This is a genomic window from Zwartia panacis (assembly GCF_030410395.1).
Lineage (GTDB): Bacteria > Pseudomonadota > Gammaproteobacteria > Burkholderiales > Burkholderiaceae_B > Zwartia > Zwartia panacis.
This window is the reverse complement of sequence record NZ_JAUHHF010000002.1, coordinates 245,488-268,775: the sequence shown is the minus strand read 5'-3', so window position 1 is coordinate 268,775 and position 23,288 is coordinate 245,488. Positions and strand designations below refer to the sequence as shown.

The window sequence follows — 23,288 nt, the reverse complement described above, 5'->3', positions numbered from 1 at the left end:
AAAACCGAATGCATGAACGACACTTTAGCAAGTATTTCTACATTTGAAGTTTAAAAACCCGCAAGGCATTTTTATACGCGACGAGTTCGATGACGTCTGAACGCAAATAGGGCAGCAGATTGGTACGAATTTCAGCAATGGCCTCGTCATAATAAGCATCCCAGCCACAGCATGTATCCGAGCCAAGCATGATTCGATCTGGGTAGGCGTCGATCAGTGCTTTCCATTTTGGACGAAGTCCCTCTGTTGTATAAGCGCGACCTGGTCGGTTGATTTTTGCTAAACGATTGTGCAGTTCGCCCGAAGCCGACATTTCACACATGATATTTTTGCGCTGTTTAAAGAGATTTGCGAGATCCTCTGGTTGCGCTAGTGGCAAGCAGTGAGAAAGAATCGTGAGGGTGTTTGGAAAGTCTGCAGAGAGGCGCAGAATGTCTTCTGTGAACTCTGGATTTTGCTGAGAATGAATTTGTATAAATCCACCGTAATCGTTCGCGATTTCATAAAACTTTCGCATTGCAGGATTGTCAGTTTTTATTTTTCGACGAAAGGGTGGAGGACCACTTGACTCATTATTTGTGTGTAGTTCGCCAAAACCTTTGATGGTACCCGCCGCAAACATTTCACGGGCATTCCTAAATAGATCACGAAAATAGATATTTTCTTTCTCAACAAGTGTGACAGATCCCTGGCGAATAAAGCTCTCAGCAAACTCTCGCTGACCGGCCGCCGGGATATGTCGGTTACCTAGAGCCTCAGCAATGTCATGGCGCAGGTCGCCGACACCTCCCCCCCAGCGGACACCATTGGCGTTCATCCTCTGAACAATATCGTCGCGAGCGGGACCATTGCGGGAGTAGGTGTGCAGATGTACATCTGCAATGGGGACGATTTTTGCGAGTGCGGCAGATTTTGGGTCGGGCGATTGAGCAAAACTTGGTGAAGTGCCACCTATCCATATGCAGAGAAGTAGAGTTTGTATATATTTTTTCGTCATGGTTACGCGCGGTGCGGTGTGGGGTTTCAAATGATTGAAAAAACGGCACGCTTTGTCAATTAGAGCAGTCGCAGATTAGTTGAGTTTAATGTTGTTTGCTTTTCCGACTTCTTGCCATTTTTTGTTATCGGACCTGACGTAGGCAGCAAACTGTTCTGGGCTATCGCCGACAGGCTGCGCACCTAGCTCAAGCATTTTCTGTTGCATCTCAGGCGTTTTCAAAATCGCAACAATGTGTTTATTTAAGTCATCTACGAGTGGTTTTGGTGTGCCCGCAGGCGCAAACAATCCAAACCATGCTGACATTTCATAACCGGGGACACCTGCCTCGGCCAAGGTCGGGATGTCGGGTGCGGCAGGCCAGCGTGTATTGGTGGTGACAGCCAGTGCACGCACTTTGCCGGCTTTAATCAGACTCATCGATGACGGTAAGTTGTCAAAGCCGATTTGCACTTGTCCGCCCATCAGATCGCTCAGCATCGGCGCGCCACCTTTGTAAGGGATGTGGGCGATGTCGATTTGTGCGAGTGTTTTGAGCAGTTCGCCGCTCATGTGTGGCGAGCCACCGTGGCTGGTCGAGCCAAAATTAATCGAGCCTGGTTTTGCTTTGGCTAACGCAATTAGTTCTTTGACGTCTTTGGCTGGGAACGTGGGGCTCGCCAATAAAACGTTCGGTGTGCTGGCGACAAGCGTCACAGGCACAAAATCTTTGGTGGGATCGTAAGGTGGGGGCGACTGGAGCGCAGGAATAATCCCGTGAGAAGCGATCGTGCCCATGACAAGCGTGCGGCCATCGGGAGCTGCTTTTGATACTTGTTGTGAGCCGATCACGCCGCCTGCACCTGCTTTGTTTTCAATCACGACGGTCAAGCCGGTGCGTTGCTGAAGGCCTGGCGCAAGGTTGCGGGCGAGGAGGTCTGTCGTGCCGCCCGGGGGATAAGGGACAACTATGCGCAAGGTCTTGTCGGCGGTTTGAGCACCTGCTAGGGCAGACCACGCGATGAGTGTGGCGAGTGCAAGACTTTTGAGTGTGACGCGACGTGTATGTACGTGATGTAGATGATTCATGGTGTCTCCTAATTATTATGAGGTTTTTATTAAATGATCGAAACAGTCGGAACAGTCAGGGCAGTCAGTAACGATTACTTACGATGTCAGGCAATCAGTTCCGGGGCTTTAAGAAATGTTTTTAAATGCTCGGGCACCTCGATTTCAAAGCCTAGCACCGCAGCGGAAAGTGCCTTGCCATAGTTATCCAGACACAGACTTCTAGACACGCCTCCTCCCAACGCGCCTTGGCAGACAAAGTTCATCGCATGAATGTTGTCGACGTCATAGCGTGTGACTGAACCTGTGATGGCATCGCCGTAGAATTTTTTGAATCGCTCTTCGGTGAGTTGCTCTTTGAGTAAGGGATAAAGCTCAGGGGTATAGGCAAAGACTGCGATGTTAGAGGTGTTGCCCTTATCGCCAGAGCGCGTATGCGCAACGTGTTGTAATTTGACTTTCATGGATCAGCTCTCGATATAGGTAACAGAGGCAGGGACTTTTTCGCGTGGCACGAGTGAGGACCAAACGCCGATGACTTCGCGTGTGCGATCTTGATGCGGCACGCGTTTGCCCGTGTGAGCAATGCCTGAGACTGCCATCCCATCAATTTCACGGCCAACTTTGGCGGCCTCCTCTTTGGTCTTGGTCCGAGCGGCGACGCGCACTGCAATCTCGTAAGGCTCGGGGGCGTCTGCTGGCGTGGCAGCACCATGGATGGCGTTCAAGCCTAGAAAGTCGATGCGAAGATCTTCAGCCTGAAGATTGACAATCTTGAATCTTTCTTCGAGCACTTTTTTGGCGATTTGCGCACGTCTCAATGCGCCGGGGCCTGCATAAAAAAACATGTCCTCCCCGATATGTCCCTCGGTGCAGCCAATCGATACCTTGAGCGTCGGTGTGCGGGGCTTGCCGCCAATATGGCTGACCCGAACACGATCAGGACCCACTTGCTCGAGCTTGACGGTCGTAAAGTCGACCACGACATCTGGTGTGAGGTAGTTGGCTGGATCGTGGACTTCGTAAAGCAATTGTTCTTTAACCGTCTGCAAGTTCACCGCACCTCCAGTGCCTGCCACCTTGGTGATGATGGCGCTCCCATCACGGCTGACTTCCGCGATGGGGAAACCGAATTTCCAGGGCTCGGGTACGTCCTTGAAACCAGGGTCCATGAAATAGCCCCCCGTGACCTGCGCACCGCATTCCATCAAGTGGCCAATTCCTGTGCCCTGGCCAAGTTTGACGTGGTCCAAGGGATCCCACCCGAATTCATACATCATGGGTGCCATGAAAATCGATGGATCCGCGACACGACCAGTGATGACGATTTGGGCACCTGCCTTGAGTGCCTCGACGATGGGTTCTGCACCGAGATAGGCTTCGGCTGAGATCAGTGTGGATTTGAGGGTGGAGGTTTTTTCGCCTGTCTCCATGATGGTGTCGGTTAGCTCAAGTACGTGTTCGGTAATGAGGCTGCCGTTGACCGAGGCGATTTTGACGCCCGTGTACCCAATCTCTTTGAGTAGTTCGGCGACACGTCTCGCTGCAGCATCGGGGTTGATCCACCCCTGGTTTGTCACGATTTTGGTTCCGCGCTTCATGCATGCAGGCAGAACGGCTTTCATCCGATCATCCAGATATGTGTCGTAGCCGGGAAAAGACTTGTCGCGCCTGGCGCGGACTTGTGCGGCCGAGACGGTGGCTTCGGCCATAGTTTCAAAGCACAGGTAATCCAGATCGCCTTTTTCCGCGTTCAATGCAGCAGGCTCGACGCGATCGCCCCACCAAGCAGCACCTGATCCGATGCGGATGGTTTCTTTCATTGTTTGATTCCTCGAAAAAAAAGCTGCACCCTTGATGAACAAGGCTGCAGCTTTTGAAATGTCGTCGATGTGTGAGCGACAAGGTTAGGGTGGTGTGGGTTTAATCCACGCTTGCGCCAGAGCTCTTGACGATTTTCTGCCAGTTCGCCAAATCGTCTTTGATCAGCGTGGCAAACTGCTGGGGAGTGCTTTCAAGTGGTTCACAACCTTGCTTGAGTAGGCGTTCCTGTACATCTTTGTCAGCTAATGCTGTTTTGATGGCAGCGTTGAGTTTGTTCACGATCGCTTCAGGTGTGCCAGCGGGAGCCAGAATACCGTACCATGGGGTTGAGCCAAAGCCTGGGATGGTTTCACTAATGGAGGGTACGTCAGGCAGGGCGCCAATGCGCTTTTCGTTGGTCACAGCCAAGGCTTTGATTTTTCCAGCTTTAATTAAGCCCAGGGAGGAGGGCGCACTTTGTACTGAGACGGGAACTATTCCGCCCGCCACATCTGCTGCGGCTGCAGAAGCAGTTTTGTAGGGCACATGCTGAATGTTCAAGCCGACCTGCTGTTTGAACATTTCCATGATCAGGTGATTGAGCGTGCCATTTCCTGCCGAAGCGTAGTTGTATTTGCCTGGGTTGGCTTTGAGTTGAGCAATCAGTTCGTTGACATTATTGGCAGGAAAGGCAGCGTTGGCGACAAGCACATAACCTGCGCTGGCCACCAGACCAACAGGTGTGAAGTCTTTGATGGGATCAAAACCTGTGGTTTTGTAGAGCCAGGGATTGATGACCTGAGCACCGTTGGTCGTCAGCATCAGTGTATAGCCGTCTGGCTTGGCTTTTGCGACAGCGGCGGTACCGATGTTGCCGCCAGCGCCCGTACGGTTTTCAACAACAAATTGTTGGCCTAGAACCTCGCTGAGCTTGGCGGAAATAATGCGGGCAATCGTGTCGTTGGCGCCACCTGCGCCCTGGGGCACGATCACGTTTACGGGTCGCGTTGGATAATCAGTTTGAGCCGAGGCTGTGCCATGCGCGAACGCGACGAGGGCGGCGCTTGCGACAAGGGCACGGGTCATGGTCGAAATAAAGCGCATGTCAATCTCCGGTGTTTTAATAAGAATTGCTTTTATACAGCATGAGTATCACTTTGGGCTGTTAATTGTGAGTGCTAATGGCTAAATGGATCTGGAACTTTAAGAAGGTGGCGAAGCTTGAGTCACGTCTCTCCATCCCCATACTTTGATGCCATCGCGCTCAAAATTACTCTCTCCACCATACATGATGGTGGAGTTGGGGAACTCGGAGCTTGCAAGTGTCTGCCATTTTTTAAGATTCTGAGCCCAGTCTGAAGCGTAGGTGCTGCCTGATTTGATTTCGATGGCTTGAAGCCCTTGAGCTGTTTCGCACAAGACATCAATTTCCTGGCCTGAGTTGTCTCGCCAAAAGTAGAGATCAGGTGCAAGTCCTGCATTCAGACGTTGCTTGTAAAGCTCGCTGACAACCCAGGTTTCAAATAGTGCGCCTCGTGCTGCGTGTGTCTCTAAGGTTTGGACATCGCGTATGCCCATGAGCCATGTCGCTAAACCCGAGTCTAAGAAGTAAAGTTTTGGCGTTTTGACGAGTCGTTTGCCGTAGTTGCGAAAGTGTGGCCGCAGCAAGGTGACGATATAGCTGGTTTCGAGTACGGTCAGCCATTGTTTGGCAGTGACGGCACTAATACCGCAGTCTGCTCCAAGCGCGGTGAGGTTGAGGAGCTGCCCCGTTCGGGCTGCACACATTTTGACGAAGGTTTGAAACTGACCGAGATCGCGCACCGCGATCAATTGCCGCACGTCGCGCTCGACATAGGTCGCGACATAATTGCTGAACCAGTCTTGCGGGCTAACAGGACGGTCATACAGTGTTGGATAGCCCCCTTGAAAAAGCGTTTGAGTGAGCGTCTCAGGGAGCTTGTTGACTTGTCCGAGTTCAGAGGCGCTTAACGGAAGTAATTCAACGCGCGCAACGCGACCTGCGAGCGTTTGTGTGATGCTTTCAATCAAACTGAATTGTGCCGAGCCTGTCAGGACAAAATCGCCCATGCGTTGTCGTTCATCGACCAGACCTTGTAACCAGGACAGCAATTGAGGGCAGCGCTGAACCTCATCCAGAATCGCTCCCTGAGGAAAGCGTGCTAAAAATCGCTTTGGATCAGTGAGGGCAAAATCCCGCTCATCTGGGTTCTCCAGAGAAATATAAGGTTTGTCTTTGAAAATATTACGTGCAAGCGTGGTTTTCCCCGCTTGACGTGGTCCGGTAATCGCAATCACCGGGAATCCCTTGGCAAGGCGAACCAAGGTATGTGCTGCATCACGAGGGATCATTTACAAATCCAAGTTTCAACTTTAGATTTGTAAATTATAGGGTGAAAATGATTTAGATGTTTGATTTAATTGATTTTTCTAAAACCCAAACCCAGCACCTGCTCCAAACAATGTCGCAATACCGAGTATGGCAAAAATCGCAGCGGCAATCGAATGCACAAGCTTCATCGGGATCTTGTTCGCCAACTTATCTCCGATAAAAACCGCTGGGACATCCGCAATCAGCATGCCAAGCGTGGTGCCGATCACCACCATGAGTGGGGCAGCGTAATGCGCAGCCATGGCCACTGTGGCAATCTGTGTTTTATCGCCCATTTCGGCGAGGAAAAAGGTGATGAGTGTGGCCCCAAACACGCCAAATTTCTGTGCGACTTTGGTTTCTTCTTCCTCGATCTTGTCGGGAATCATGGTCCAGATCGCCATACCGATAAAGGACAGGCCCAACACCCAGCGTAAAATCTCAGGCGTGACAACCGATGTGATCCATGCACCGAGGGCACCAGCCAGGCCGTGGTTAATGATGGTCGCGACCAGGATCCCGAGGATAATCGGTACCGGCTTTTTAAAACGCGCAGCCAGAATGAAGGCTAAAAGTTGAGTTTTATCGCCAATTTCGGCGAGAGCGACCACGCCGGTTGATACGAGCAGGGATTCCATTAGTATATGCGCCAGCAACAAGCTGGATGATCTCTGAGTGAAGTCACGATCTTAGCAGAGCCTGACGTCACCCCAGAAAATACGCCGCAACCCTGGAGTACAGGGGAATCCCGACAATCAAATTAAACGGAAACGTCAGTCCGAGCGACAAACCAAAATACAGGCACGGATTGGCCTCTGGAACCGCATAGCGCAGTACAGCGGGGACGGCAATATAAGACGCACTTGCGGCAAGCACCATCAACAGGGTGGCGTTACCGGGCGATAGGTTGAGCAGGAGCGCCAATGCCAGCGCAATCGCTGCATGCAACAAAGGGCCTAAAACAGCGTAGCCAATGAGTCCTGGTGAAATGCCTTTGAGTTGAGGAAGGTTGCGCGCGGTCATCAAGCCCATATCCAGCAAGAAAAACGCCAGCATGCCTTTGAACAGATCACCGGAAAAGGGCTGCATGGCGGCCTGACCGGCCTCGCCTGTCAGGAGGCCGACGACCATGGCTCCGAGTAACAAGAGTTGTGCGCCATCCGTAAAGGACTCGTGCAAGATTTTCCCGATGGGCACCGATTTGTTCTGTCTGAGCGTATTGGCGAGAATCACAGCCAAAATGATGGCGGGGGATTCCATGAGCGCCATCGCTGCAGCCATATGACCACCATACTCGACGCCCTGGTTCTCTAAAAACTGAACGGCCGTGACAAAAGTCACTGCGCTCACCGAACCGTAGGTGGCGGCGATCGCGGCGGCATCAAAACCTGACAGGAAGCGTTTGAGCGTCCAGTAGCCGAGTGCCGGGACGATGAGTGCGAGCAAAATCGCGGCGCCAAGGCTCGCTGCGACCTCGTAGGTCAGGCCTGATTGTGCAAGCGCGAAGCCGCCTTTGAGGCCCAGGGCCATCAAGAGATAGAGAGACAAAAAGCGTGAGATCGCGGGGGGAATTTCCAGATTGGAGCGCACGAAGCCCGCAAGTACGCCAAAAATGAAAAATAGAATAGCGGGGTCGAGAAGATTTTGCATGGGTTGAGTCCTTTGCAAGATCGTAGAGCGAGGACATAACTAATGTAAAATCGATTCTTATGCATTGATATATAGATAAAAGTCTATGAATATTACTTTTCGGCAACTCAAGCTTTTTCTCGCCTTGGCCGAAACCGGAAGTGTGAGTGGCGCGGCGCGTGCAATGCATGTCACCCAGCCGACCGCATCCATGCAGCTCAAAGAGGTCACGCAGGCTGTAGGCGTTCCTCTCTATGAGGTGATTTCAAAGAAAGTGCATCTCACCGAGATCGGACGCGAGCTGGCCCAAACCGCCAGAGAAATGATTCAGACTTGGGATACTTTTGAGCAAGGAGTGGATAGCGTCAAGGGCCTCGCACGCGGCAAGCTCAAGGTTGCTGTGGTGAGCACAGCGAAATACTTCATGCCACGCCTCATTGGTTCATTTTGCAAGAAATATCCCGAAATCGATGTATCGCTGGAGATTTTGAACCGAGATGGTGTCGTGCAGAGGATGCGTGAAAACCTGGATGACCTGTACATCATGTCCCAGCCGCCACGCGATCTGGATTTAAATGATGAGATTTTTATGGCAAACCCGTTGGTGTTGGTGGCCGCTGCTAGGTCTTCGCTTGTCAAGCAGGCGGGGATATCTTTGACTGTCCTTGGAAAGGAGCGTTTTATTCTGCGGGAAAAGGGTTCGGGAACCAGAATGGGTGTGGATCAGTTCTTTAATAAAAATAAATTTCGGCCGGATATCCGCATGGAGTTGGGGAGTAATGAGGCTATTAAAGAAGCTGTCGCGGGAGGACTCGGGATCGGAATCGTATCCCGTCACTCCTTGCATGGTCACCAGAAAGAGCATGGCGTGACTGTGGTCGATGTGGAGGGCTTCCCGATTCTCTCTAATTGGCATATTGTGCACCCCGCGAGCAAAAAATTGTCGCCGATTGCGACGGCGTTCAAGCTTCACATGCGCAAGGAAATAAGGCCACACGAATGATTAAAAAGGATTTCGGAATTTTTGGTTCACGTCTGGTGATGATGTGCGCCTTGGCTTTCCTAGGTCTGATCATGGTCGGATCCGCAAGTGCTGAGGTGCATGTGGAGCCGCACAAGCGGGGGTCATTGATGATCGTTGGGGGAGGCGATACGCCCTACACGATTCAAAAAAGATTCGTGGAGCTTGCCGGCGGAGCTGGACGCGCGCGGGTCGCGATTTTCCCCATGGCTAAAACTGAATTCGACGAGGAGCTGGACGAAGTGCTGGCGGATTTCAGTTTGCTGGGTGCCGAGGTTGAGGTGCTGAATCTTGACCGCGAGGATGCTCAATCCAAAGCAATGGATGCCATCCTCTCAAAATTCACGGGTTTTTGGTTTTTGGGAGGCGATCAAAATTTACTGGCGTCATCACTTCTGGGGACAAGGGCGTTGCGCACGATTGAGTTTCGCTACGAGCAAGGCGCGGTGGTCGGGGGAACTTCTGCGGGAGCGGCAGTGATGACAGCAACCATGTTGACAGGAGAGCGTCGAACGGCAAGCGGTCGAATCAATGATGACCCTAACGCGGTTGCTTTGCGCAGCACAGAGGTCACCCTTGGCTTCGGATTACTCCCCGGCGCGATCATTGATCAGCATTTCAGTCGTCGTTCACGCGATAACCGGTTAGTCAGCGCCGTTCTAGATAGCCCTCAACTATTGGGGGTGGGGATCGACGAGGAAACTGCACTGATCGTCCGTCCCGATGGTCGTTGGGAGATCATGGGAAATGGTCACGTAAAAATTTATGACGCCAGACGCGCGTACATTGTGAATGAGGAGGATGATACTGTAGGTGCCTCGGGAATCAGAATGCATGTGTTGCCGCGCGGTTCACGCTTTGATCCAAGACTTGGAAGACTGGGTTCCTGGCGAAATTAGTTTTGCGCCGAATAGGTATGATTTGATGGGTGCTTCAGTTGATGATTTATCTACACAAAATACTGCCGTTTTTGCTCTCGCCACTCGTGCTGGCGATACTCCTCTTGGCAGTTGGTGTCATCACTAAAAAAAAGCGTTATGGGTTAATAGGTTTAATCCTGCTCTATGGTTCTAGTACTTTTATTGTGGCGGATTTTTTGTTCGAGTCACTGGAAGGACGCAACCTTAAAAAGCAAGCTCAACAAGCGAAACCTGCTGATGCGATTGTCGTATTGAGCGGAATGCTGGTCCATGTAAATAGTGAAACAGGCCCAGTCGCAGAATGGGATGATGCAGATCGCTTTTTTGCTGGTCTGGATCTTTATCAGGCTGGAAAAGCTCCGCGTTTGATATTCACGGGTGGTGTCCTGCCATGGGAAAAATTGTCGCAAAGTGAGGGCGAGATTCTTCGGTCCTTAGCATTACGGTTTGGTGTGCCTGAAAAGAACATCAGTGTGACACGCGAGGCTCAAAATACTCAGCAAGAAGCGTATGCTGTCAAAGAGCTATTGGGTGAAGCAAAAATTTTATTAGTGACCTCTGCCTATCACATGCCTCGGGCCCAGCGTCAGTTTGAGACCCAGGGATTTGAGGTCGAGGCTTTTCCAGTGGATTTCAAAGTTCGCGCCATAGCGATGACGCCAATGGATTTCATGCCCGATCCACGCGCACTGAGACTGACAGATATCGTTGTGCGCGAATGGCTCGGCGGACTCTACTACCGAATCCTCAGAGGTCTGTAGTCAATTCTTTTCAATATCAACGAGCTTGTTGGCAATAAGTTTACGAAGAGCGTCTAGCGCGCTTTTCAGTGAATACAAACGATTCATATCGTCGGTGGGAATAGAGATATTGAGGATTTCCAGATTCAAGTCATTTAATCGCGAAAGCATTTGCTGAAGCTCTTGACGGTTGTCGTTATAGACGGCATTTCGTTCGATCTCCAAGATTTCTTCATAGGCATTAGATATAAGAATCACTGCGCGGGTATGCCGGTAGTTTGGAAACAATTTGAAGAGTGGATAGATCACTGCAAAAGCACCGACCAGCAGTAGCCAGATTTTGTCCAGATAGCTCACCAGCCAAAGCGGGAGTTTTCCATCAAGAGCGGGAGCCCCTTTGTCGTAATAGCGTGAGGCGACTTGGCTTAACGGAAAATTACGGTCGAGGTAAGTTGGAAAAAAATCAGGGTTGTTGAAAAGTGGTTCGAGGTCCCGGCTGATTTGTTCTGCCGCAGTCATAAAAAGATACTGAATGGCAGGATGCATGTCTTTACTGATGAGCAGCGTTGCCGTTGTGGCAAGCATGTTGACATCTTGAGCGGGAATCCGATGTTTCAGATCCAGGGCTCCTTTGGGTAGCGTGATTGGATTCAAGATAGGGATCTTTTTCGAGATCGCCTGGGCGAAATCAAAATTAAAGATTTTCAGTTCGTGATGATTCAGTAGTTTTTGCAGGTTCGGACCATTTTCCGCATCTGCAATAAACATGGCAAAAATTTCGCCATCGATTATTTTTTGAGTCGCCTCGGTATTACTCAAGTGAAGAAAGTTTGGATTGTCTTTAACATTTAGGTTAGTCAGAGATAAGATTTTTTCGCTGAGAATATCGGTGCCGCTTCCTTTGGGACCAATTGAAATTTTTTTGTCACTCAAGGCTGCAATGATGGCTTTGGCATCAAGTTCTTCTCCGCGATGGAATAACCATAATGGAACGTATTCAATGCTACCGAGAGTTTGAAGTTGGGGATAGCGACCTTTAGGGGCAATACCAGCCAGGGCGAACGCAGCGGTCACTGGAGATCTGGGGTCCGTGATCTCTTGCATGCTTTCGGTGTAGCCGCTTGTATTGACCAAATGCAGAGTGATCCCTTCCGCTTCGAAATAGGATTGGAATTTTTTACCGAGTTTTTCAAAACTCGAGTCGGGCTGGCCGACTGCCAGGTAAACATTACGGGGTGGAAACGGATCGGTGACAAACAGAAGAACACTGAGACCCGCCACTAACAACAAGAGCATGGGCCATTCGGTGCGCAGGAGATTGCGCCAATCGCTGATTTCCTGAATCAGAGACTTCAAGGAATAAATGGTCAGTGAGGGGTCTTGGTTCTTTTTTCTGTTGGAGGTCATAGGGCGTTTTAGGCTCGTTTTCCAAGAAGACCATTATGCGCTATTTCACTCAAATCAAGGAAGCCAGACTAGAAACTGACCGCTAAACCAATCGCAAAGCCTCGCACATTATCACCAAAGGCGTAGCGGGCGACCAGCCTTGTACGCGTAACAACCGCTTTGTACTTGCTCGAGTCGAACTCGATCCCCACGCCGACAGAGGTCAGATTGTTGAACCCGAGCAAGCCGCGTTGGTCACCCAGGTAAACCGTATTGGCCGCCTCCAGAACGTAGCGAAGTGGGTTGTCCATCAACTGCAAGCCAGTCGGTGCTCGGTAGCGCGCATAAACACTGGCGGCTTCTGCTGAGGCTGAGCCACTGACTACTGCAGATGAGTCAAACGTGCGCAATCGAATATTCGTGTAGCGCAGCTCGAGATCAATCTCATGCTCAGGTTTCACAAGCGTGTAGTCGAGCATGAGCGAGCCGCCCAAACCGTAGGCGTTGAGTCGACCTCTTTTGAGAAAGTCCAAAGAGGGATCGATATAGTCATCGATGAAACGGCCCGCGAGCGAGGCGTCGGATTCGAGGTGCGCGAGCGAGAAATTAAAAATGGGGCGTAAGACAAGGTTGGGAGCAATTGGGAAGTCGTAGCCCACACCACCGGAGAGGGCGACGGAATTCCAGCGCGCGGGAACTGAACGGAAATCCTGTCCACGTTCAGCAACAAAAACTGGATCAAAGCGCATGAACGCAGCAGAGCCCTCAAGATAGACGGGTACCTTTTTACTGATTGTCTCCCCACCTGCAAACTGAGTCATGAACATACGATTTTGACCGACTTGATCGTCTTGAATGGAAAGAAAACTACTGGTCAGATCAGGCACGACTGAATAAGACATTATGGCAAGAATCTCGTCTGCACTTTTTTTGATTTTTGCTGCCGGTAGAAGACCGCGACCTTGTGCGGATGTTTGACTGAAGGCAAGGCTGCACAACAGTAAAACAATGATTTTTAACAAGGATTGAAAAGCGTTTTTACACATGATGTTGTTTAAAAACTTCAACATTGACGGGCTTCGTAGCTCGATTGGCGTACGCCTCAGGTGTTTGCGGTGAGTGAATTTAGATAAGTAAATAGATTAATGGTTTCTGAGTAATTATGCGATCGACAACGATTGTAATATTTGCAACTCGAAGGCGCGATGTGTGTAATTAATCGTTGCCCTGTAAGCAAGATTGACTCCTCTTAGGATGACTTATGCAGACTCCATATCGTGTCTCAACAATTGTTTTTGCCCTTTCAGTCGCTTGGGCCGCACCCTCAGTCGGACAATCTGCCGCAACAGATTCAACAACAGCACCGCAAGCACAAAATGCAGCTGCGCCAGTATTTTCTGCACAAGAAATCGACGCCATGCTGGCGCCGATTGCGCTCTACCCGGATGCGCTGTTATCTCAGGTATTGATGGCAGCGACATATCCGCTCGAAATCGTTCAAGCGGCACGTTGGTCGAAGTCCTCTGGAAATAAAGGCGGTGATGCCGCGCTCGCCAAAGTCAGTGATCAGACCTGGGATCCGAGTGTGCAATCTCTCGTCGCGTTTCCACAAGTGCTAACCATGATGAGCGAGCAGCTCGATTGGACTCAAAAACTCGGTGACGCCTTCTTGGCTCAGCAAGGCGATGTGATGGATTCGGTTCAGCGCTTGCGCGCACAGGCGCAAAAGGCCGGCAATTTGGCATCCAACACTCAGCAAAACGTTTCCACGCAAGGACAGACGATCATCATCGAACCAGCGCAACCGAATGTCGTGTATGTGCCTGCCTATAACCCGACTGTGGTGTACGGCGCGTGGGCTTACCCTTCGTACCCGCCTGTTTATTATCCCGGCGTGATGAGTTGGTATCCCGGTCAGGCGATGGTGAATGGCTTGATGTGGGGAGCAGGTGTGGCCGCAGCGGGCGCGATTTTTGGTGGATTTAACTGGAACAATCGCGACGTCAATATCAACGTCAATAATTTCAATCGAATCAATCGCAATAATTTTTATTCCGGTCAAGGTAATAGCAGCTGGAAACACAATCCACAGCATCGTGGTGCAGTGGCATATCGCGATAACGGATCAAGGCAACGTTACTCGACACGAGATGCCAATGCTGTGAATGCACGCAATGAAATGCGTGGTCACACACCCGCACGTCCTGCGGCGGGTGCGGGTAACGCGCCGGTGAGGAATGCAGCCAATGCTGGCAATGCGCCTGTGCGCGCAGCGGCTGCCGCTCCTGTACGAAATCTTGAACAAAACCGTCCCGCTGCGGCCACTCAGCGCGATGCCTTGCAAAACCGCGCGGCGCAAGCACCTGTGGCGAGAGGGGATGCGTTCAAAGGAGTTGAGGCTGGCAGACAGTCTATTGATCGTGGTCGCTCAAGTGTGGCCGCAGCGTCACGTCCGAATGTGGGTCATGGCGGTGGCGGTGGTGGTGGCAGGTTAGGCGGCGGGGGTGGCGGTGGTGGTAGGGCCCACGGTCGTGGTTAATACCTTGCGCATTTTGTCCAAAAATATTTTTCAGACTTTTATTGAGACCACCATGATTGCACGTATTGGTTCAGTATTACTTTTAACGATTGGGCTGTTGATGGCCTCTGCCACCACTCAGGCACAACGTGTTCAGCAGGTTTTCAAAACACCAGAGGCCGCAATGGAAGAATTCGGCTATGCGGTTAAAAACAAGGATGACCTGCTATTTCGTCTGATGCTGGGAGAGGATTACAAATCCTATATTCCCTCACCGACCAAGGAGGACTATCAGCGGTTTTTAAGTGCATGGGATAAGTCGCACAAAATTTTGATGGACAATCCGCAACTCGCACATATCGGTGTGGGTGAAAAGGGTTGGACGTTGCCGATCCCTCTGGTCAAAGAGGGCAATGACTGGCGCTTCGATTTGGATTTGGCTGCCCAGGAAATGAGACAGCGTACAGTGGGTGTCAATGAACTCGCTGCGATCAAGGCGATGCTTGCCTACGGCGACGCTCAAATGGAATACGCTGAAAAAGATCGGATGGGTGACGGTGTATTGCAGTATGCCCAACGCTTGCAAAGCACTCCGGGCAAACGTGATGGACTGTACTGGCCCACAAACGCGGATGAGCCTTTAAGTCCGATCGGCGAGTATTTCGCGCAGTCAAAGTCGGTGGACGGTATCGATGAGCGTGGATTCCATGGTTATCTTTTCCGTGTCTTGACTTCTCAGGGTCCTGCGGCACCGGGTGGTGCATTCGACTATGTTGTAAATGGACGTATGATTGGCGGATATGCCTTGTTGGCCTGGCCCGTTGAATACGGCGAGACAGGTGTGATGACGTTTATCGTGAACCAGGCTGGACAGGTTTATCAAAAGAACCTGGGACCCGCCACGGAGCGATTGGCGAAACAAATTAAGTCTTTCAATCCAGACGCTACTTGGCAAAAGGTCTCAAAAGACGATCTCTGAGTGACATCCTGTAAGAGCGGTGTAGTCAGAGGTTGTGGATGACTACCCTCTCTCGGAGAAACTCATGAGAATGACTTGCCCGCACTGCCAAAAAATCAATCAGTTGCCTGTTGACAGGTTATCGAGCTCGCCGATTTGCGGTGCTTGCAAAAAAGACTTGTTAACCGCACCGGTTGATGTCGACGAACTGACCTTCAATGAGCTTTTGGCAAGCTCTCCACTACCCGTTGTCGTTGATTTTTGGGCCTCTTGGTGCGGTCCTTGCCAAATGTTCGCGCCCACTTTCAAAGCGAGTGCGGCTCGGCACGCCAATCGTGTACTTCATGTCAAAATCAATACCGAAGACAACCAAATGTTGTCTCAGCGACTGAATATCAGGTCGATTCCGACGCTCGCCGCATATGTGGGTGGCAAAGAAGTCAATCGTGTCAGCGGTGCTTTGCCTGCTGCTTCGCTTGAGCAGTTTGTGCAAAGAGCGCTAGCGGCTTAAATGGGTATAAAGTGCCAAATACTTTTGAGCCATTCTGCTGACATCGTGCTCGTTTCTCACGTATTGAGCTGCCAGCGCAGTCATGTTGCTGACCTCAGCAGGGTGACTTAATACCCAGTCAAGATGTTTGGCAATTTCCTGCGCGTCGCCAACGGTGGCGAGCAGTCCGCGTCCGTCTGCGAGTACCTCTTTGATTCCACCCGTGCGGGTACCAACGACTGGTATTTCGAGCGACATTGCATCGAGCAAACTACTGCCGAGCGCCTCATAGGTTGAGCAGAGGACGAAAGCACTCAAAGCTGGATAGAGTCGTTCAGGGCTGTGCTGAAAACCCAGGAGTAAGTATTTTTTTTCGATTCCAAGTTTCTTGATGAGTGCACGGGACGCCTCAGAAGAGGATCCATCAGCACCCCAGTGAATAAAGACGACATCCTGATGGTCTTGACAGACTAGGGCTGCAGCTTGGATCAGTGTGAGGGGATCCTTTTCGACGCTCAGGGCAGCACTTGTGCCGATGAGTCTTTTACCTTGTAGCTGATGGGTGGAAATCAGCGTGTTGATTCTATGGGTGTCAGGCGTGATGGGCGGTGTCGCGCTCGGAATGATGATGGGTGCGAGGCCAAATCGGCGAGGTTCTGCTGCGGCTGCCTGGCTGATGGCGACAAGCTGGTCGACACATTTCCACTTCAGTTTGGTGAAAAGCTGTCCGGACGACACGGGGAATTCAGTCCGTCTGGAAAAAACGATGGGTCTGCGGTGAAAAGGTTTGGCCAGCACCGTTCCTGTGACTGCTCCGGCGGTCTGTGCATGCAAAATATCAAAACGCGCGCCATGCAAGCTTAACCACAATGCCAAGGATACCGCTTGGCGGGCGTGATGCACGGTGAAACCTAATTCTCTTGCATGCTGTGCAAGTTCACTCCCCGCGCGCGCGATAATCTCGACATCATGTCCGAGCTCTCGTTGCGCGCAAGCAGTTAAAAGCGTTTGACGCTCTCCGCCACGCCAGCCTCTCTCAAGATTGATTTGAAGTATTTGCATGCTTCAAGAATAACAGAGGCAGAGGATGGGGTTCAGGCTTGAAACATGCTTCGCACACCTGCTCAGCTCGGCGATAATAGCCAGATGAACTTTTTTAAATCAGGGTTTCATTTTCAAGGATTGATTAAACATGTCACGCGAGCTGGATCAGGAATTTATGCTCGATCGCGAGGCGCTTGCCCATGCTGTGGCGCTGATGGGACAGACCTTTACTGCAAGTGATTTCGCCAAGCTTGGCACCACACTCCCTGAGTCTGGAATCGGTTCAATTGAAACGTTGGATCAACTTGCACCGATCGTGCTGGGTCGTGCCGCCAGACTGGATGCGCCGACAGCGTTCGCCCACAAGGATCCTCCGACGCCTTGGGTAACCTGGGCCACCACGCTCTGGAATGCCTCGCTGAATCAGAACCTGTTGCACCCCGCGACGGCACCTGTCGCGCGCGAGCTTGAAGAAAAAGTGATTGAATGGCTCGCGCCTTATTTCGGCATGTCGGGTGGACATATGACGCCTGGCTCTTCCGCTGCAAATCTGACTGCGCTCTGGGCGGCGCGCGAGTGCGCTGATATCTCAGAGGTGATAGCTTCTGAGGCGGCGCATCTTTCTATTAAAAAATCCGCACATATTTTGGGATTACGCTTCACGGCTGTTCCTGTGGACGATGCAGGCGTGATCCGTGAGGAAGCTTTGCCAACAGATATGCATAAAGCCGCACTTGTATTGACCTCCGGGTCGACAAGCGTCGGCGCGTTGGATCCTCTCACACTCATTGGTCGAGCTGCCTGGACACATGTGGATGCAGCGTGGGGCGGGCCCTTGCGTTTAACGCGTTATGCAGACCGGCTGGCTGGAATTGAACATGCGGATTCGGTTGCGGTGTCTTCCCATAAATGGTTGTTTCAACCTAAAGAGTCCGCGCTTGTATTTTTTCGTGATTCGCTCAAAGCCACCGAGGCCATCAGTTTTGGTGGGGCATATTTGACAGAGCCTAATGTAGGGCTGCTGGGCTCTCATGGTGCGACGGCGGTTCCCTTGCTGGCCATGCTGTTGAGCTGGGGTCGGGCAGGGGTTGCGCAGCGTATTGAGCATTGCATGATGATGGCGCAAAAGTTGGCTGATTTTATTCGAGGGGACGATCGGCTTGAGTTATTTGCGATGCCGACAACAGGTCTTGTCGTGTGGCGCGCGCGTGATCCAAGAATGTTTGAACGTTTATTGTCAGAGTTGCCGATAGGTATGACGTCCACCGTCACGATTGGACAGCGCAAGTGGCTGCGAAATACGGCGGCCAATCCAAATGCAGACATCGAGTTGATGATTCACACAATTAAAAAGGTATTAGGCGAGTCATGAGTGCGAATAAGAGTACGCAGAAAAACACTAAACCCACCATCGTTCTGGCCCCTGGTTTTATGACGGATGACGATATTTGGCGGGATTTTGTTCCTTTTTTAAAGGACTACGACGTCATGTATGCAGACTTCCGGGAAGGCACGACTTTGCAAGAGTTGGCCGCCAGTAATCTAAGTCGGTGTCCCGAGCGTTTTATTCTGATCGGTTTTTCATTAGGTGGTTATATTTCGCGTCATATGTTGTATCAGGCTCCTGAGCGTGTGCAGGCTCTGGTCCTGATTGGAACTTCGACGAGACCGACGACGCCACCCGTGTCAGAGGGGCCCGCTACAAAGATGTTTCGAGGCATGAGTCGAACGGCGCTCAAGCGCGCAGTTCATGTTGATCGCGAAAATGACGAGACACTGATCAATCGATTGAAAGATATGGGTGAGCGGCTGGGTGCAGAGGTGTTTACCCGATTGTCCGCACTGGAGCGCAAGTCAGATCTTGAAAATATGCGTTCGATTGCGTGTCCCGTACTCGTCGTGACGGCGGATCAGGATCGTCTGCGCTCGATGGAGGAGGCAACTGAAATGGCTGAAGCGGCGGGTGCGCCTCTGGTTGTCCTGAAACATTGTGGACATATGATGCCGATGGAGGAGCCTGAGCAATTGGCAGAGGTCGTGTTGGATTGGCTCTCCAAAAAGTTAGGGCGACATGACAGTCCTCACGGGATATCCGCATAAGCGTGTCAGCATTTGCGAGTAAGTCATGCTGAGTCAAGGTGCACGGGTGCTACAGTCCTTCACTGTCTCTTTTTCGCAGTGTGACTTAACAGGATTGATCTCATGAACGTTCGGAATATTCTTTCTGGTATTTTTGCCGTGACCGCGATGGCTTTCGCAGTATCTGCTAGCGCGCAGACACCGACTGCCAGCCAGCAAAAGCAAATCAAGGAAGCGGAGGAAAAATTTGTCGCCGCTGACAAAAACGCCGATGGCAAACTCACGCTCGAAGAAGCAAAAGCCGGAATGCCGCGTATTGCTTCAAATTTCAGCAAAATCGACACGAATAATGATGGTTTTGTGACGATCGAAGAAATCAAGGTCATGATTCTCAAATAAGTCTTGATGGATGTGCTTCAGTGCAGGCGAACGCCATAGCGTTTGCCTGTTTCAGCAGCTATGATGTGGCAAATAATTCTTCTGATATCGCCCATCAAGAGTGCTGAATATGTCGAATACCCAGACTCCCCACGCACCTCAGCCGCCTGGCTTAGATGCTTTTGCACCCAGACTTTTGAATGGGGTCGCGCATTTTCCCGTTTATTACATGCGCGGTGGCACCTCCACAGGGGTTGTCTTGTGGGAGCCGCATCTGCCCGGGACGCTTGAACTGAAAGAAGAATTGATCAGACGCATCATGGGTGTGCCTGTCTCAGGCGAAACAAAGGGCAACAAGCAAATCAATGGTCTGGGCCGAGGTCCGGCGACAAGTAATAAAGTCTTCATGCTGGACATGCATGATGGTCCCGAGGCTGACCTGAGCAGCACGCTCGCACAGCTCGCTGCAGACAAATCTGCGATCGACTGGAGCGTGAATTGCGGAAACATGTCATCGGCTCTCCCGTTATATGCGCTGGAGACTGGGTTGATTCAGGCGCAGAAACCGCTGACAACCGTGAGAATTTTTAATACCAATACAAAAGTGATCACCGATGCGCGAATCAATACGCCTGCGGGAAATGCTCACGTCCCTGCGGATACAGAGATTCCCGGGGTGATGGGCGCCTTTCCCGGCGTGGAGCTCAGTTTGAGGCACCCTGTGGGCGCCAAGACTGGCAAGCTTTTTCCCACAGGCAATCGAAAAGATGTGTTCGCCGGCGTGTCGGCAAGTTGTCTGGATGTCGCGGTGCCAATGGTGATCGTGAGCGCAGCCGAGTTGGGTAAAAAGGGTGATGAATCAGTCGATGCGCTGAATCAGGATCATGATCTGAAAGTCCGGTTGCGTGAAATATGGGTCGAGGCGGGCTTGAAAATGGGCTTGAAGAAGCGCAATGGCGAGCCCATGACGCGTACAGAGCTTGAAAACAGCGAGACGATACCGAAGATTTGCATGGTCGCGCCTCCCAGAGGTTCGGGTCATATTTCTGTCAGATATTTCACTCCGCAGTCCGCACACGGTTCGCTTGCTGTGACGGGCGGATGCTGTCTGGCAACGGCGTGTTTGTTGCCTGGTACTGTGGCACATGAGATCGCGCAGAATCTTGCTGGTTTTTCCGACGAGGAAAGAGAAATCGTTGTCGATATGGAAAATCCTGCGGGTACCTTGCGCGCGCGGATCCGCGGCGCGTTGTCGGTTGACGGAGCTGTGATCCCTTGGGCCGCCTATGCGCGTAATACGCAGGTGTTGATGCGAGGTTATGTGCCGATTTATCAACCCACTGCCGCCCTCATGGCTTTCTTTCAAGGAGTCCAGAATTGAAAACGATCATTGCCAAACCCTTAAATGCCAAAGATTTCGCGCCGTTTGGTGATGTGCTGGATATGCCCAAAGAGCCGGGACGCGTCTATTTTCAGGATTCGTTGGGGAATTTACGTCCGCATGCGGCGGCTTCCCTGTCAACGGTTTACAAAGAACCTAGCCCCGCCATGCCTTTCGAGGTATCGATGCTGGAGCGGCATGAATTTTCCTCTCAAAGCTTTATGCCCGCAGAGGTGAAAAGCTGGATGATTGTCGTTGCCCCCCATGATGCGCAAGGCAAGCCAGATCTTGAACGCGTCCAGGCTTTTCTGGCCGATGACACGCAGGGGATCACCTATAAACCGAACACATGGCATCATGGCCTGACAGTTTTTGACGCACCCGGAAAATTCAATATTTTCATGTGGCGTGACAACAGCTCCGGCGATGAAGAGTTTTTCTCCATCGAGCCATTTGTGGTGACTCAAGCTTGATCGTGTTTATGCATTTTTTCATCAGGGGATTCTTCGATGCCATCTATCCTGCAGGTCAGACAACATAAAAATCCGGATGGGACGCCGGCACCTGCGCATGTTTTGAAGGACAACTCGGCCTGGCGTGCTTTGCACCGAGAGGAGATTATCGAACCTGAGCGGCCGATTATTGACGCGCATCACCATCTCTGGGATAAACCCGGTCAGACCTACCTCATACGTGAGTTTTTAGCGGATGCTCAGTCCGGGCACAATATTAAAGGGACTGTCTACATCGAAGGCGGATCGTACTATGGGAAAAGCGTACCTGAGATGATGAAGCATCTCGGGGAGGTCGAGTTTGCCAATGGCATGGCCGCTGTGGCTGACAGCCAGGCGTATGGCACGACCCTTGTCGCGTCCGGTATTGTGGGTGGAGCAGATTTGACGTTTGGTGCCGAGATTGCCGAGCTACTCGATGCACAGGCCGCGTCTGCGCCCAAGCGATATCGCGGCATTCGTTTGATCACCAAATGGGATGCGGATGAAGCGCTCAACAATAGTCGTTACGTGATCCCGCCGGGGTTGTTGAGCCATCCTCAGTTTCTCGCCGGTTATGCCCAGCTGGGTGTTCGTGGTTTGAGTTTTGATGCGATGGTCTATCACCCTCAACTCCTTGAGCTTGCAGAGTTGGCGCGTGCGTTTCCTGAGACGACGATCAATCTGAATCATATTGGTGGTTTGATTGCTAAAACTCGCACATACCTCTCCCACGAGGCTGAGGCAACCCAGCAATGGCAAGCTTCGATGCGCGAGCTGGCGCGTTGTCCGAATGTGTTCGTCAAACTAGGCGGGCTGGGTATGCCTTATCTTGGTTTTGGAATGAATGCGCTTGAGCGTCCTGCTGATTCAAAAAAATTAGCCGAAGTTTGGGGTCCTTACTTTAATTTCTGTATTGAAACCTTTGGGCCTGAGCGTTGCATGTTTGAAAGCAATTTTCCTCCTGACCGCGACTCGGTCGAATATCACGTTGTGTGGAATGCTTTTAAGCGCATTGCGATGCCGTATACGTCTGATGAAAAGCACGCATTATTTTTTGATACGGCTGCCAAAGCCTATCGTTTGAAAGTGTCACTCTAGAAAGGTCTGCGATTTTGCCTGCTGTTTTGTACTCTTATCGTCGTTGTCCTTACGCGATGCGCGCGCGGATGGCTTTATGGTGCGCAGGGATACAGGTTGAGTTGCGCGAGATTAGTCTGCGCGACAAACCTCCAGAGATGCTTGCCTTGTCTCCCAAGGGAACAGTTCCCGTTTTGCATTGTGCGGACGGCCGTGTGATTGATCAGAGTCTGGACATCATGCGTTGGGCACTCGCCCAGAACGATCCTTCGGGATGGTTGCGCTGGCAGCCGGGGTCTGAGGAGTTTGCGCTGCAAGAATCATTAATTACCTGCAATGATTCGACCTTCAAGTATTGGCTGGATCGATACAAGTATGCAGAGCGTTATCCGGAGTTTGATGCTGCATACTATCGCCAGCAAGCGCTGAGTTGTCAGCTCGATGTGCTGGAGCAGCGCTTGTCTCATTTTCCATTTTTAGGCGGTGACACTGCTGCGCTGAGTGATGTGGCTTTAATTCCTTTTGTCAGGCAGTTCGCCGCAGTGGATGCGCAGTGGTTTGAATCCAGTCCCTATCCCGCAACGAGGAAATGGTTGCGCGGCTGGGTGGAGAGCGACTTGTTCAAGAAAATCATGGCCAAGCCGCAAGTGGTGATTTGAAAGCGGTACTTTGAAAGTGCTGGCTTGATCCTCTGCGTCAATAATGCGGCGGCAGCTCATCACGCAAATTCTGCAAACCTGAGTTGCGATCCTGAGGCAGTTGTTGGCGCAGGATACTGATTTCACGCGCTAACGCATCAATCTGCTGTTGCTGTCGAAATATAGTTTGATTCAATTGATCGAGCATATCGTCCGCGAGCCCTGTTTTGATTTCCAGGTCCGTCAGACGTTGCTCGATGGAGGTTTGACTGTGCATGCTGGTCTCGTGAAGCGTG

General features: G+C 51.4%; 25 protein-coding genes. 13 read left to right on the top strand and 12 right to left on the bottom strand.

What is annotated here, in order from left to right; genetic code table 11:
* Positions 1-37: 37 nt before the first annotated feature.
* The 8 genes from QWY30_RS03810 to QWY30_RS03775 form a co-directional block, all read right to left on the bottom strand.
* Entirely contained in the window at positions 38-997 is a 960-nt protein-coding gene (locus QWY30_RS03810) for an amidohydrolase family protein (RefSeq protein WP_290238409.1), read from the bottom strand.
* Between the two features lie 75 nt (positions 998-1,072).
* Positions 1,073-2,065: a Bug family tripartite tricarboxylate transporter substrate binding protein gene (locus tag QWY30_RS03805; protein ID WP_290238407.1), complete on the bottom strand. Its 993-nt coding sequence runs from the start codon at positions 2,063-2,065 to the stop codon at positions 1,073-1,075.
* Between the two features lie 86 nt (positions 2,066-2,151).
* Entirely contained in the window at positions 2,152-2,508 is a 357-nt protein-coding gene (locus QWY30_RS03800) for an AtuA-related protein (RefSeq protein ID WP_290238405.1), read from the bottom strand.
* Between the two features lie 3 nt (positions 2,509-2,511).
* On the bottom strand, positions 2,512-3,867 hold the full coding sequence (locus QWY30_RS03795) for an acyclic terpene utilization AtuA family protein (protein ID WP_290238403.1): 1,356 nt from the start codon (positions 3,865-3,867) through the stop codon (positions 2,512-2,514).
* A gap of 100 nt (positions 3,868-3,967) precedes the next feature.
* Entirely contained in the window at positions 3,968-4,951 is a 984-nt protein-coding gene (locus QWY30_RS03790) for a Bug family tripartite tricarboxylate transporter substrate binding protein (protein WP_290238401.1), read from the bottom strand.
* A 99-nt stretch (positions 4,952-5,050) separates the two neighbouring features.
* Entirely contained in the window at positions 5,051-6,220 is a 1,170-nt protein-coding gene (locus QWY30_RS03785) for an ATP-binding protein (protein ID WP_290238399.1), read from the bottom strand.
* 78 nt (positions 6,221-6,298) lie between these two features.
* Entirely contained in the window at positions 6,299-6,877 is a 579-nt protein-coding gene (locus tag QWY30_RS03780; protein ID WP_290238398.1) for a TMEM165/GDT1 family protein, read from the bottom strand.
* 67 nt (positions 6,878-6,944) lie between these two features.
* Entirely contained in the window at positions 6,945-7,889 is a 945-nt protein-coding gene (locus QWY30_RS03775) for a sodium-dependent bicarbonate transport family permease (RefSeq protein ID WP_290238396.1), read from the bottom strand.
* Between the two features lie 85 nt (positions 7,890-7,974).
* On the opposite strand from QWY30_RS03775, the gene QWY30_RS03770 reads away from it, so the two are divergent.
* The 3 genes from QWY30_RS03770 to QWY30_RS03760 are packed head-to-tail and all read left to right on the top strand — an operon-like array spanning position 7,975 to position 10,570.
* Entirely contained in the window at positions 7,975-8,871 is an 897-nt protein-coding gene (locus tag QWY30_RS03770; RefSeq protein ID WP_290238394.1) for a LysR family transcriptional regulator, read from the top strand.
* Positions 8,868-9,788 (top strand): cyanophycinase, encoded by a 921-nt coding sequence (locus QWY30_RS03765; RefSeq protein WP_290238391.1) that lies wholly within the window; start codon positions 8,868-8,870, stop codon positions 9,786-9,788. Before QWY30_RS03770 ends, QWY30_RS03765 begins: the two co-directional genes overlap by 4 nt.
* A gap of 41 nt (positions 9,789-9,829) precedes the next feature.
* Positions 9,830-10,570: a YdcF family protein gene (locus tag QWY30_RS03760; RefSeq protein ID WP_290238389.1), complete on the top strand. Its 741-nt coding sequence runs from the start codon at positions 9,830-9,832 to the stop codon at positions 10,568-10,570.
* Here QWY30_RS03760 and QWY30_RS03755 read toward each other — a convergent pair whose 3' ends face one another.
* Together QWY30_RS03755 and QWY30_RS03750 are read right to left on the bottom strand one after the other, a co-directional pair.
* Positions 10,571-11,956, bottom strand: a complete 1,386-nt coding sequence (locus QWY30_RS03755; RefSeq protein WP_290238387.1) for a TAXI family TRAP transporter solute-binding subunit — start codon at positions 11,954-11,956, stop codon at positions 10,571-10,573.
* A gap of 68 nt (positions 11,957-12,024) precedes the next feature.
* The gene (locus tag QWY30_RS03750; RefSeq protein WP_290238385.1) at positions 12,025-13,005 is read right to left on the bottom strand and encodes a hypothetical protein; all 981 of its coding nucleotides are present in this window, start codon (positions 13,003-13,005) and stop codon (positions 12,025-12,027) included.
* 191 nt (positions 13,006-13,196) lie between these two features.
* Here QWY30_RS03750 and QWY30_RS03745 point away from each other — a divergent pair, with 191 nt between their 5' ends.
* From QWY30_RS03745 to trxC, 3 genes are all read left to right on the top strand, one after another.
* Complete coding sequence (locus tag QWY30_RS03745; RefSeq protein ID WP_290238384.1) at positions 13,197-14,474, top strand: DUF3300 domain-containing protein; 1,278 nt, start codon at positions 13,197-13,199, stop codon at positions 14,472-14,474.
* Between the two features lie 52 nt (positions 14,475-14,526).
* Positions 14,527-15,432 carry a DUF2950 domain-containing protein gene (locus QWY30_RS03740; protein ID WP_290238382.1) on the top strand — a complete coding sequence of 302 codons (906 nt, stop codon included), beginning with the start codon at positions 14,527-14,529 and terminating at the stop codon, positions 15,430-15,432.
* 64 nt (positions 15,433-15,496) lie between these two features.
* Positions 15,497-15,922, top strand: coding sequence for a thioredoxin TrxC (gene trxC, locus QWY30_RS03735; protein ID WP_290238380.1), 426 nt, complete (start codon positions 15,497-15,499; stop codon positions 15,920-15,922).
* On the opposite strand, the gene QWY30_RS03730 is transcribed toward trxC, so the two are convergent.
* A complete protein-coding gene (locus tag QWY30_RS03730; protein ID WP_290238378.1) occupies positions 15,911-16,963 on the bottom strand; it encodes a glycosyltransferase family 4 protein in 1,053 nt (350 codons plus the stop codon). The genes trxC and QWY30_RS03730 overlap by 12 nt on opposite strands.
* A 130-nt stretch (positions 16,964-17,093) precedes the next feature.
* Between QWY30_RS03730 and QWY30_RS03725 the strand changes: the two genes are divergently transcribed.
* The 7 genes from QWY30_RS03725 to QWY30_RS03695 all read left to right on the top strand — a co-directional run bounded on the left by QWY30_RS03725 (position 17,094) and on the right by QWY30_RS03695 (position 23,013).
* Positions 17,094-18,317, top strand: coding sequence for a pyridoxal phosphate-dependent decarboxylase family protein (locus QWY30_RS03725; RefSeq protein ID WP_290238375.1), 1,224 nt, complete (start codon positions 17,094-17,096; stop codon positions 18,315-18,317).
* The gene (locus QWY30_RS03720) at positions 18,314-19,045 is read left to right on the top strand and encodes an alpha/beta fold hydrolase (RefSeq protein ID WP_290238373.1); all 732 of its coding nucleotides are present in this window, start codon (positions 18,314-18,316) and stop codon (positions 19,043-19,045) included. The genes QWY30_RS03725 and QWY30_RS03720 overlap by 4 nt, the downstream gene beginning before the upstream one ends.
* 102 nt (positions 19,046-19,147) lie before the next feature.
* Positions 19,148-19,423: a CREC-EF hand family protein gene (locus QWY30_RS03715; RefSeq protein WP_290238371.1), complete on the top strand. Its 276-nt coding sequence runs from the start codon at positions 19,148-19,150 to the stop codon at positions 19,421-19,423.
* 109 nt (positions 19,424-19,532) lie between these two features.
* Complete coding sequence (locus QWY30_RS03710; protein ID WP_290238369.1) at positions 19,533-20,783, top strand: PrpF domain-containing protein; 1,251 nt, start codon at positions 19,533-19,535, stop codon at positions 20,781-20,783.
* Positions 20,780-21,256: an ureidoglycolate lyase gene (locus QWY30_RS03705; protein WP_290238366.1), complete on the top strand. Its 477-nt coding sequence runs from the start codon at positions 20,780-20,782 to the stop codon at positions 21,254-21,256. The genes QWY30_RS03710 and QWY30_RS03705 overlap by 4 nt, the downstream gene beginning before the upstream one ends.
* Positions 21,257-21,292: 36 nt before the next feature.
* Positions 21,293-22,375 carry an amidohydrolase family protein gene (locus QWY30_RS03700; RefSeq protein ID WP_290238364.1) on the top strand — a complete coding sequence of 361 codons (1,083 nt, stop codon included), beginning with the start codon at positions 21,293-21,295 and terminating at the stop codon, positions 22,373-22,375.
* Positions 22,376-22,389: 14 nt separating this feature from the next.
* The gene (locus QWY30_RS03695; RefSeq protein WP_290238362.1) at positions 22,390-23,013 is read left to right on the top strand and encodes a glutathione S-transferase; all 624 of its coding nucleotides are present in this window, start codon (positions 22,390-22,392) and stop codon (positions 23,011-23,013) included.
* 37 nt (positions 23,014-23,050) lie between these two features.
* On the opposite strand, the gene QWY30_RS03690 is transcribed toward QWY30_RS03695, so the two are convergent.
* Entirely contained in the window at positions 23,051-23,269 is a 219-nt protein-coding gene (locus tag QWY30_RS03690) for a SlyX family protein (RefSeq protein ID WP_290238359.1), read from the bottom strand.
* Positions 23,270-23,288: the final 19 nt, after the last annotated feature.

Bases quoted from the DNA above. Each gene is read 5' to 3' on its own strand.
- QWY30_RS03810 (WP_290238409.1), bottom strand. From the start codon at position 997: ATGACGAAAAAATATATACAAACTCTACTTCTCTGCATATGGATAGGT.
- QWY30_RS03805 (WP_290238407.1), bottom strand. From the start codon at position 2,065: ATGAATCATCTACATCACGTACATACACGTCGCGTCACACTCAAAAGT.
- QWY30_RS03800 (WP_290238405.1), bottom strand. From the start codon at position 2,508: ATGAAAGTCAAATTACAACACGTTGCGCATACGCGCTCTGGCGATAAG.
- QWY30_RS03795 (WP_290238403.1), bottom strand. From the start codon at position 3,867: ATGAAAGAAACCATCCGCATCGGATCAGGTGCTGCTTGGTGGGGCGAT.
- QWY30_RS03790 (WP_290238401.1), bottom strand. From the start codon at position 4,951: ATGCGCTTTATTTCGACCATGACCCGTGCCCTTGTCGCAAGCGCCGCC.
- QWY30_RS03785 (WP_290238399.1), bottom strand. From the start codon at position 6,220: ATGATCCCTCGTGATGCAGCACATACCTTGGTTCGCCTTGCCAAGGGA.
- QWY30_RS03780 (WP_290238398.1), bottom strand. From the start codon at position 6,877: ATGGAATCCCTGCTCGTATCAACCGGCGTGGTCGCTCTCGCCGAAATT.
- QWY30_RS03775 (WP_290238396.1), bottom strand. From the start codon at position 7,889: ATGCAAAATCTTCTCGACCCCGCTATTCTATTTTTCATTTTTGGCGTA.
- QWY30_RS03770 (WP_290238394.1), top strand. From the start codon at position 7,975: ATGAATATTACTTTTCGGCAACTCAAGCTTTTTCTCGCCTTGGCCGAA.
- QWY30_RS03765 (WP_290238391.1), top strand. From the start codon at position 8,868: ATGATTAAAAAGGATTTCGGAATTTTTGGTTCACGTCTGGTGATGATG.
- QWY30_RS03760 (WP_290238389.1), top strand. From the start codon at position 9,830: ATGATTTATCTACACAAAATACTGCCGTTTTTGCTCTCGCCACTCGTG.
- QWY30_RS03755 (WP_290238387.1), bottom strand. From the start codon at position 11,956: ATGACCTCCAACAGAAAAAAGAACCAAGACCCCTCACTGACCATTTAT.
- QWY30_RS03750 (WP_290238385.1), bottom strand. From the start codon at position 13,005: ATGTTGAAGTTTTTAAACAACATCATGTGTAAAAACGCTTTTCAATCC.
- QWY30_RS03745 (WP_290238384.1), top strand. From the start codon at position 13,197: ATGCAGACTCCATATCGTGTCTCAACAATTGTTTTTGCCCTTTCAGTC.
- QWY30_RS03740 (WP_290238382.1), top strand. From the start codon at position 14,527: ATGATTGCACGTATTGGTTCAGTATTACTTTTAACGATTGGGCTGTTG.
- trxC (WP_290238380.1), top strand. From the start codon at position 15,497: ATGAGAATGACTTGCCCGCACTGCCAAAAAATCAATCAGTTGCCTGTT.
- QWY30_RS03730 (WP_290238378.1), bottom strand. From the start codon at position 16,963: ATGCAAATACTTCAAATCAATCTTGAGAGAGGCTGGCGTGGCGGAGAG.
- QWY30_RS03725 (WP_290238375.1), top strand. From the start codon at position 17,094: ATGTCACGCGAGCTGGATCAGGAATTTATGCTCGATCGCGAGGCGCTT.
- QWY30_RS03720 (WP_290238373.1), top strand. From the start codon at position 18,314: ATGAGTGCGAATAAGAGTACGCAGAAAAACACTAAACCCACCATCGTT.
- QWY30_RS03715 (WP_290238371.1), top strand. From the start codon at position 19,148: ATGAACGTTCGGAATATTCTTTCTGGTATTTTTGCCGTGACCGCGATG.
- QWY30_RS03710 (WP_290238369.1), top strand. From the start codon at position 19,533: ATGTCGAATACCCAGACTCCCCACGCACCTCAGCCGCCTGGCTTAGAT.
- QWY30_RS03700 (WP_290238364.1), top strand. From the start codon at position 21,293: ATGCCATCTATCCTGCAGGTCAGACAACATAAAAATCCGGATGGGACG.
- QWY30_RS03690 (WP_290238359.1), bottom strand. From the start codon at position 23,269: ATGCACAGTCAAACCTCCATCGAGCAACGTCTGACGGACCTGGAAATC.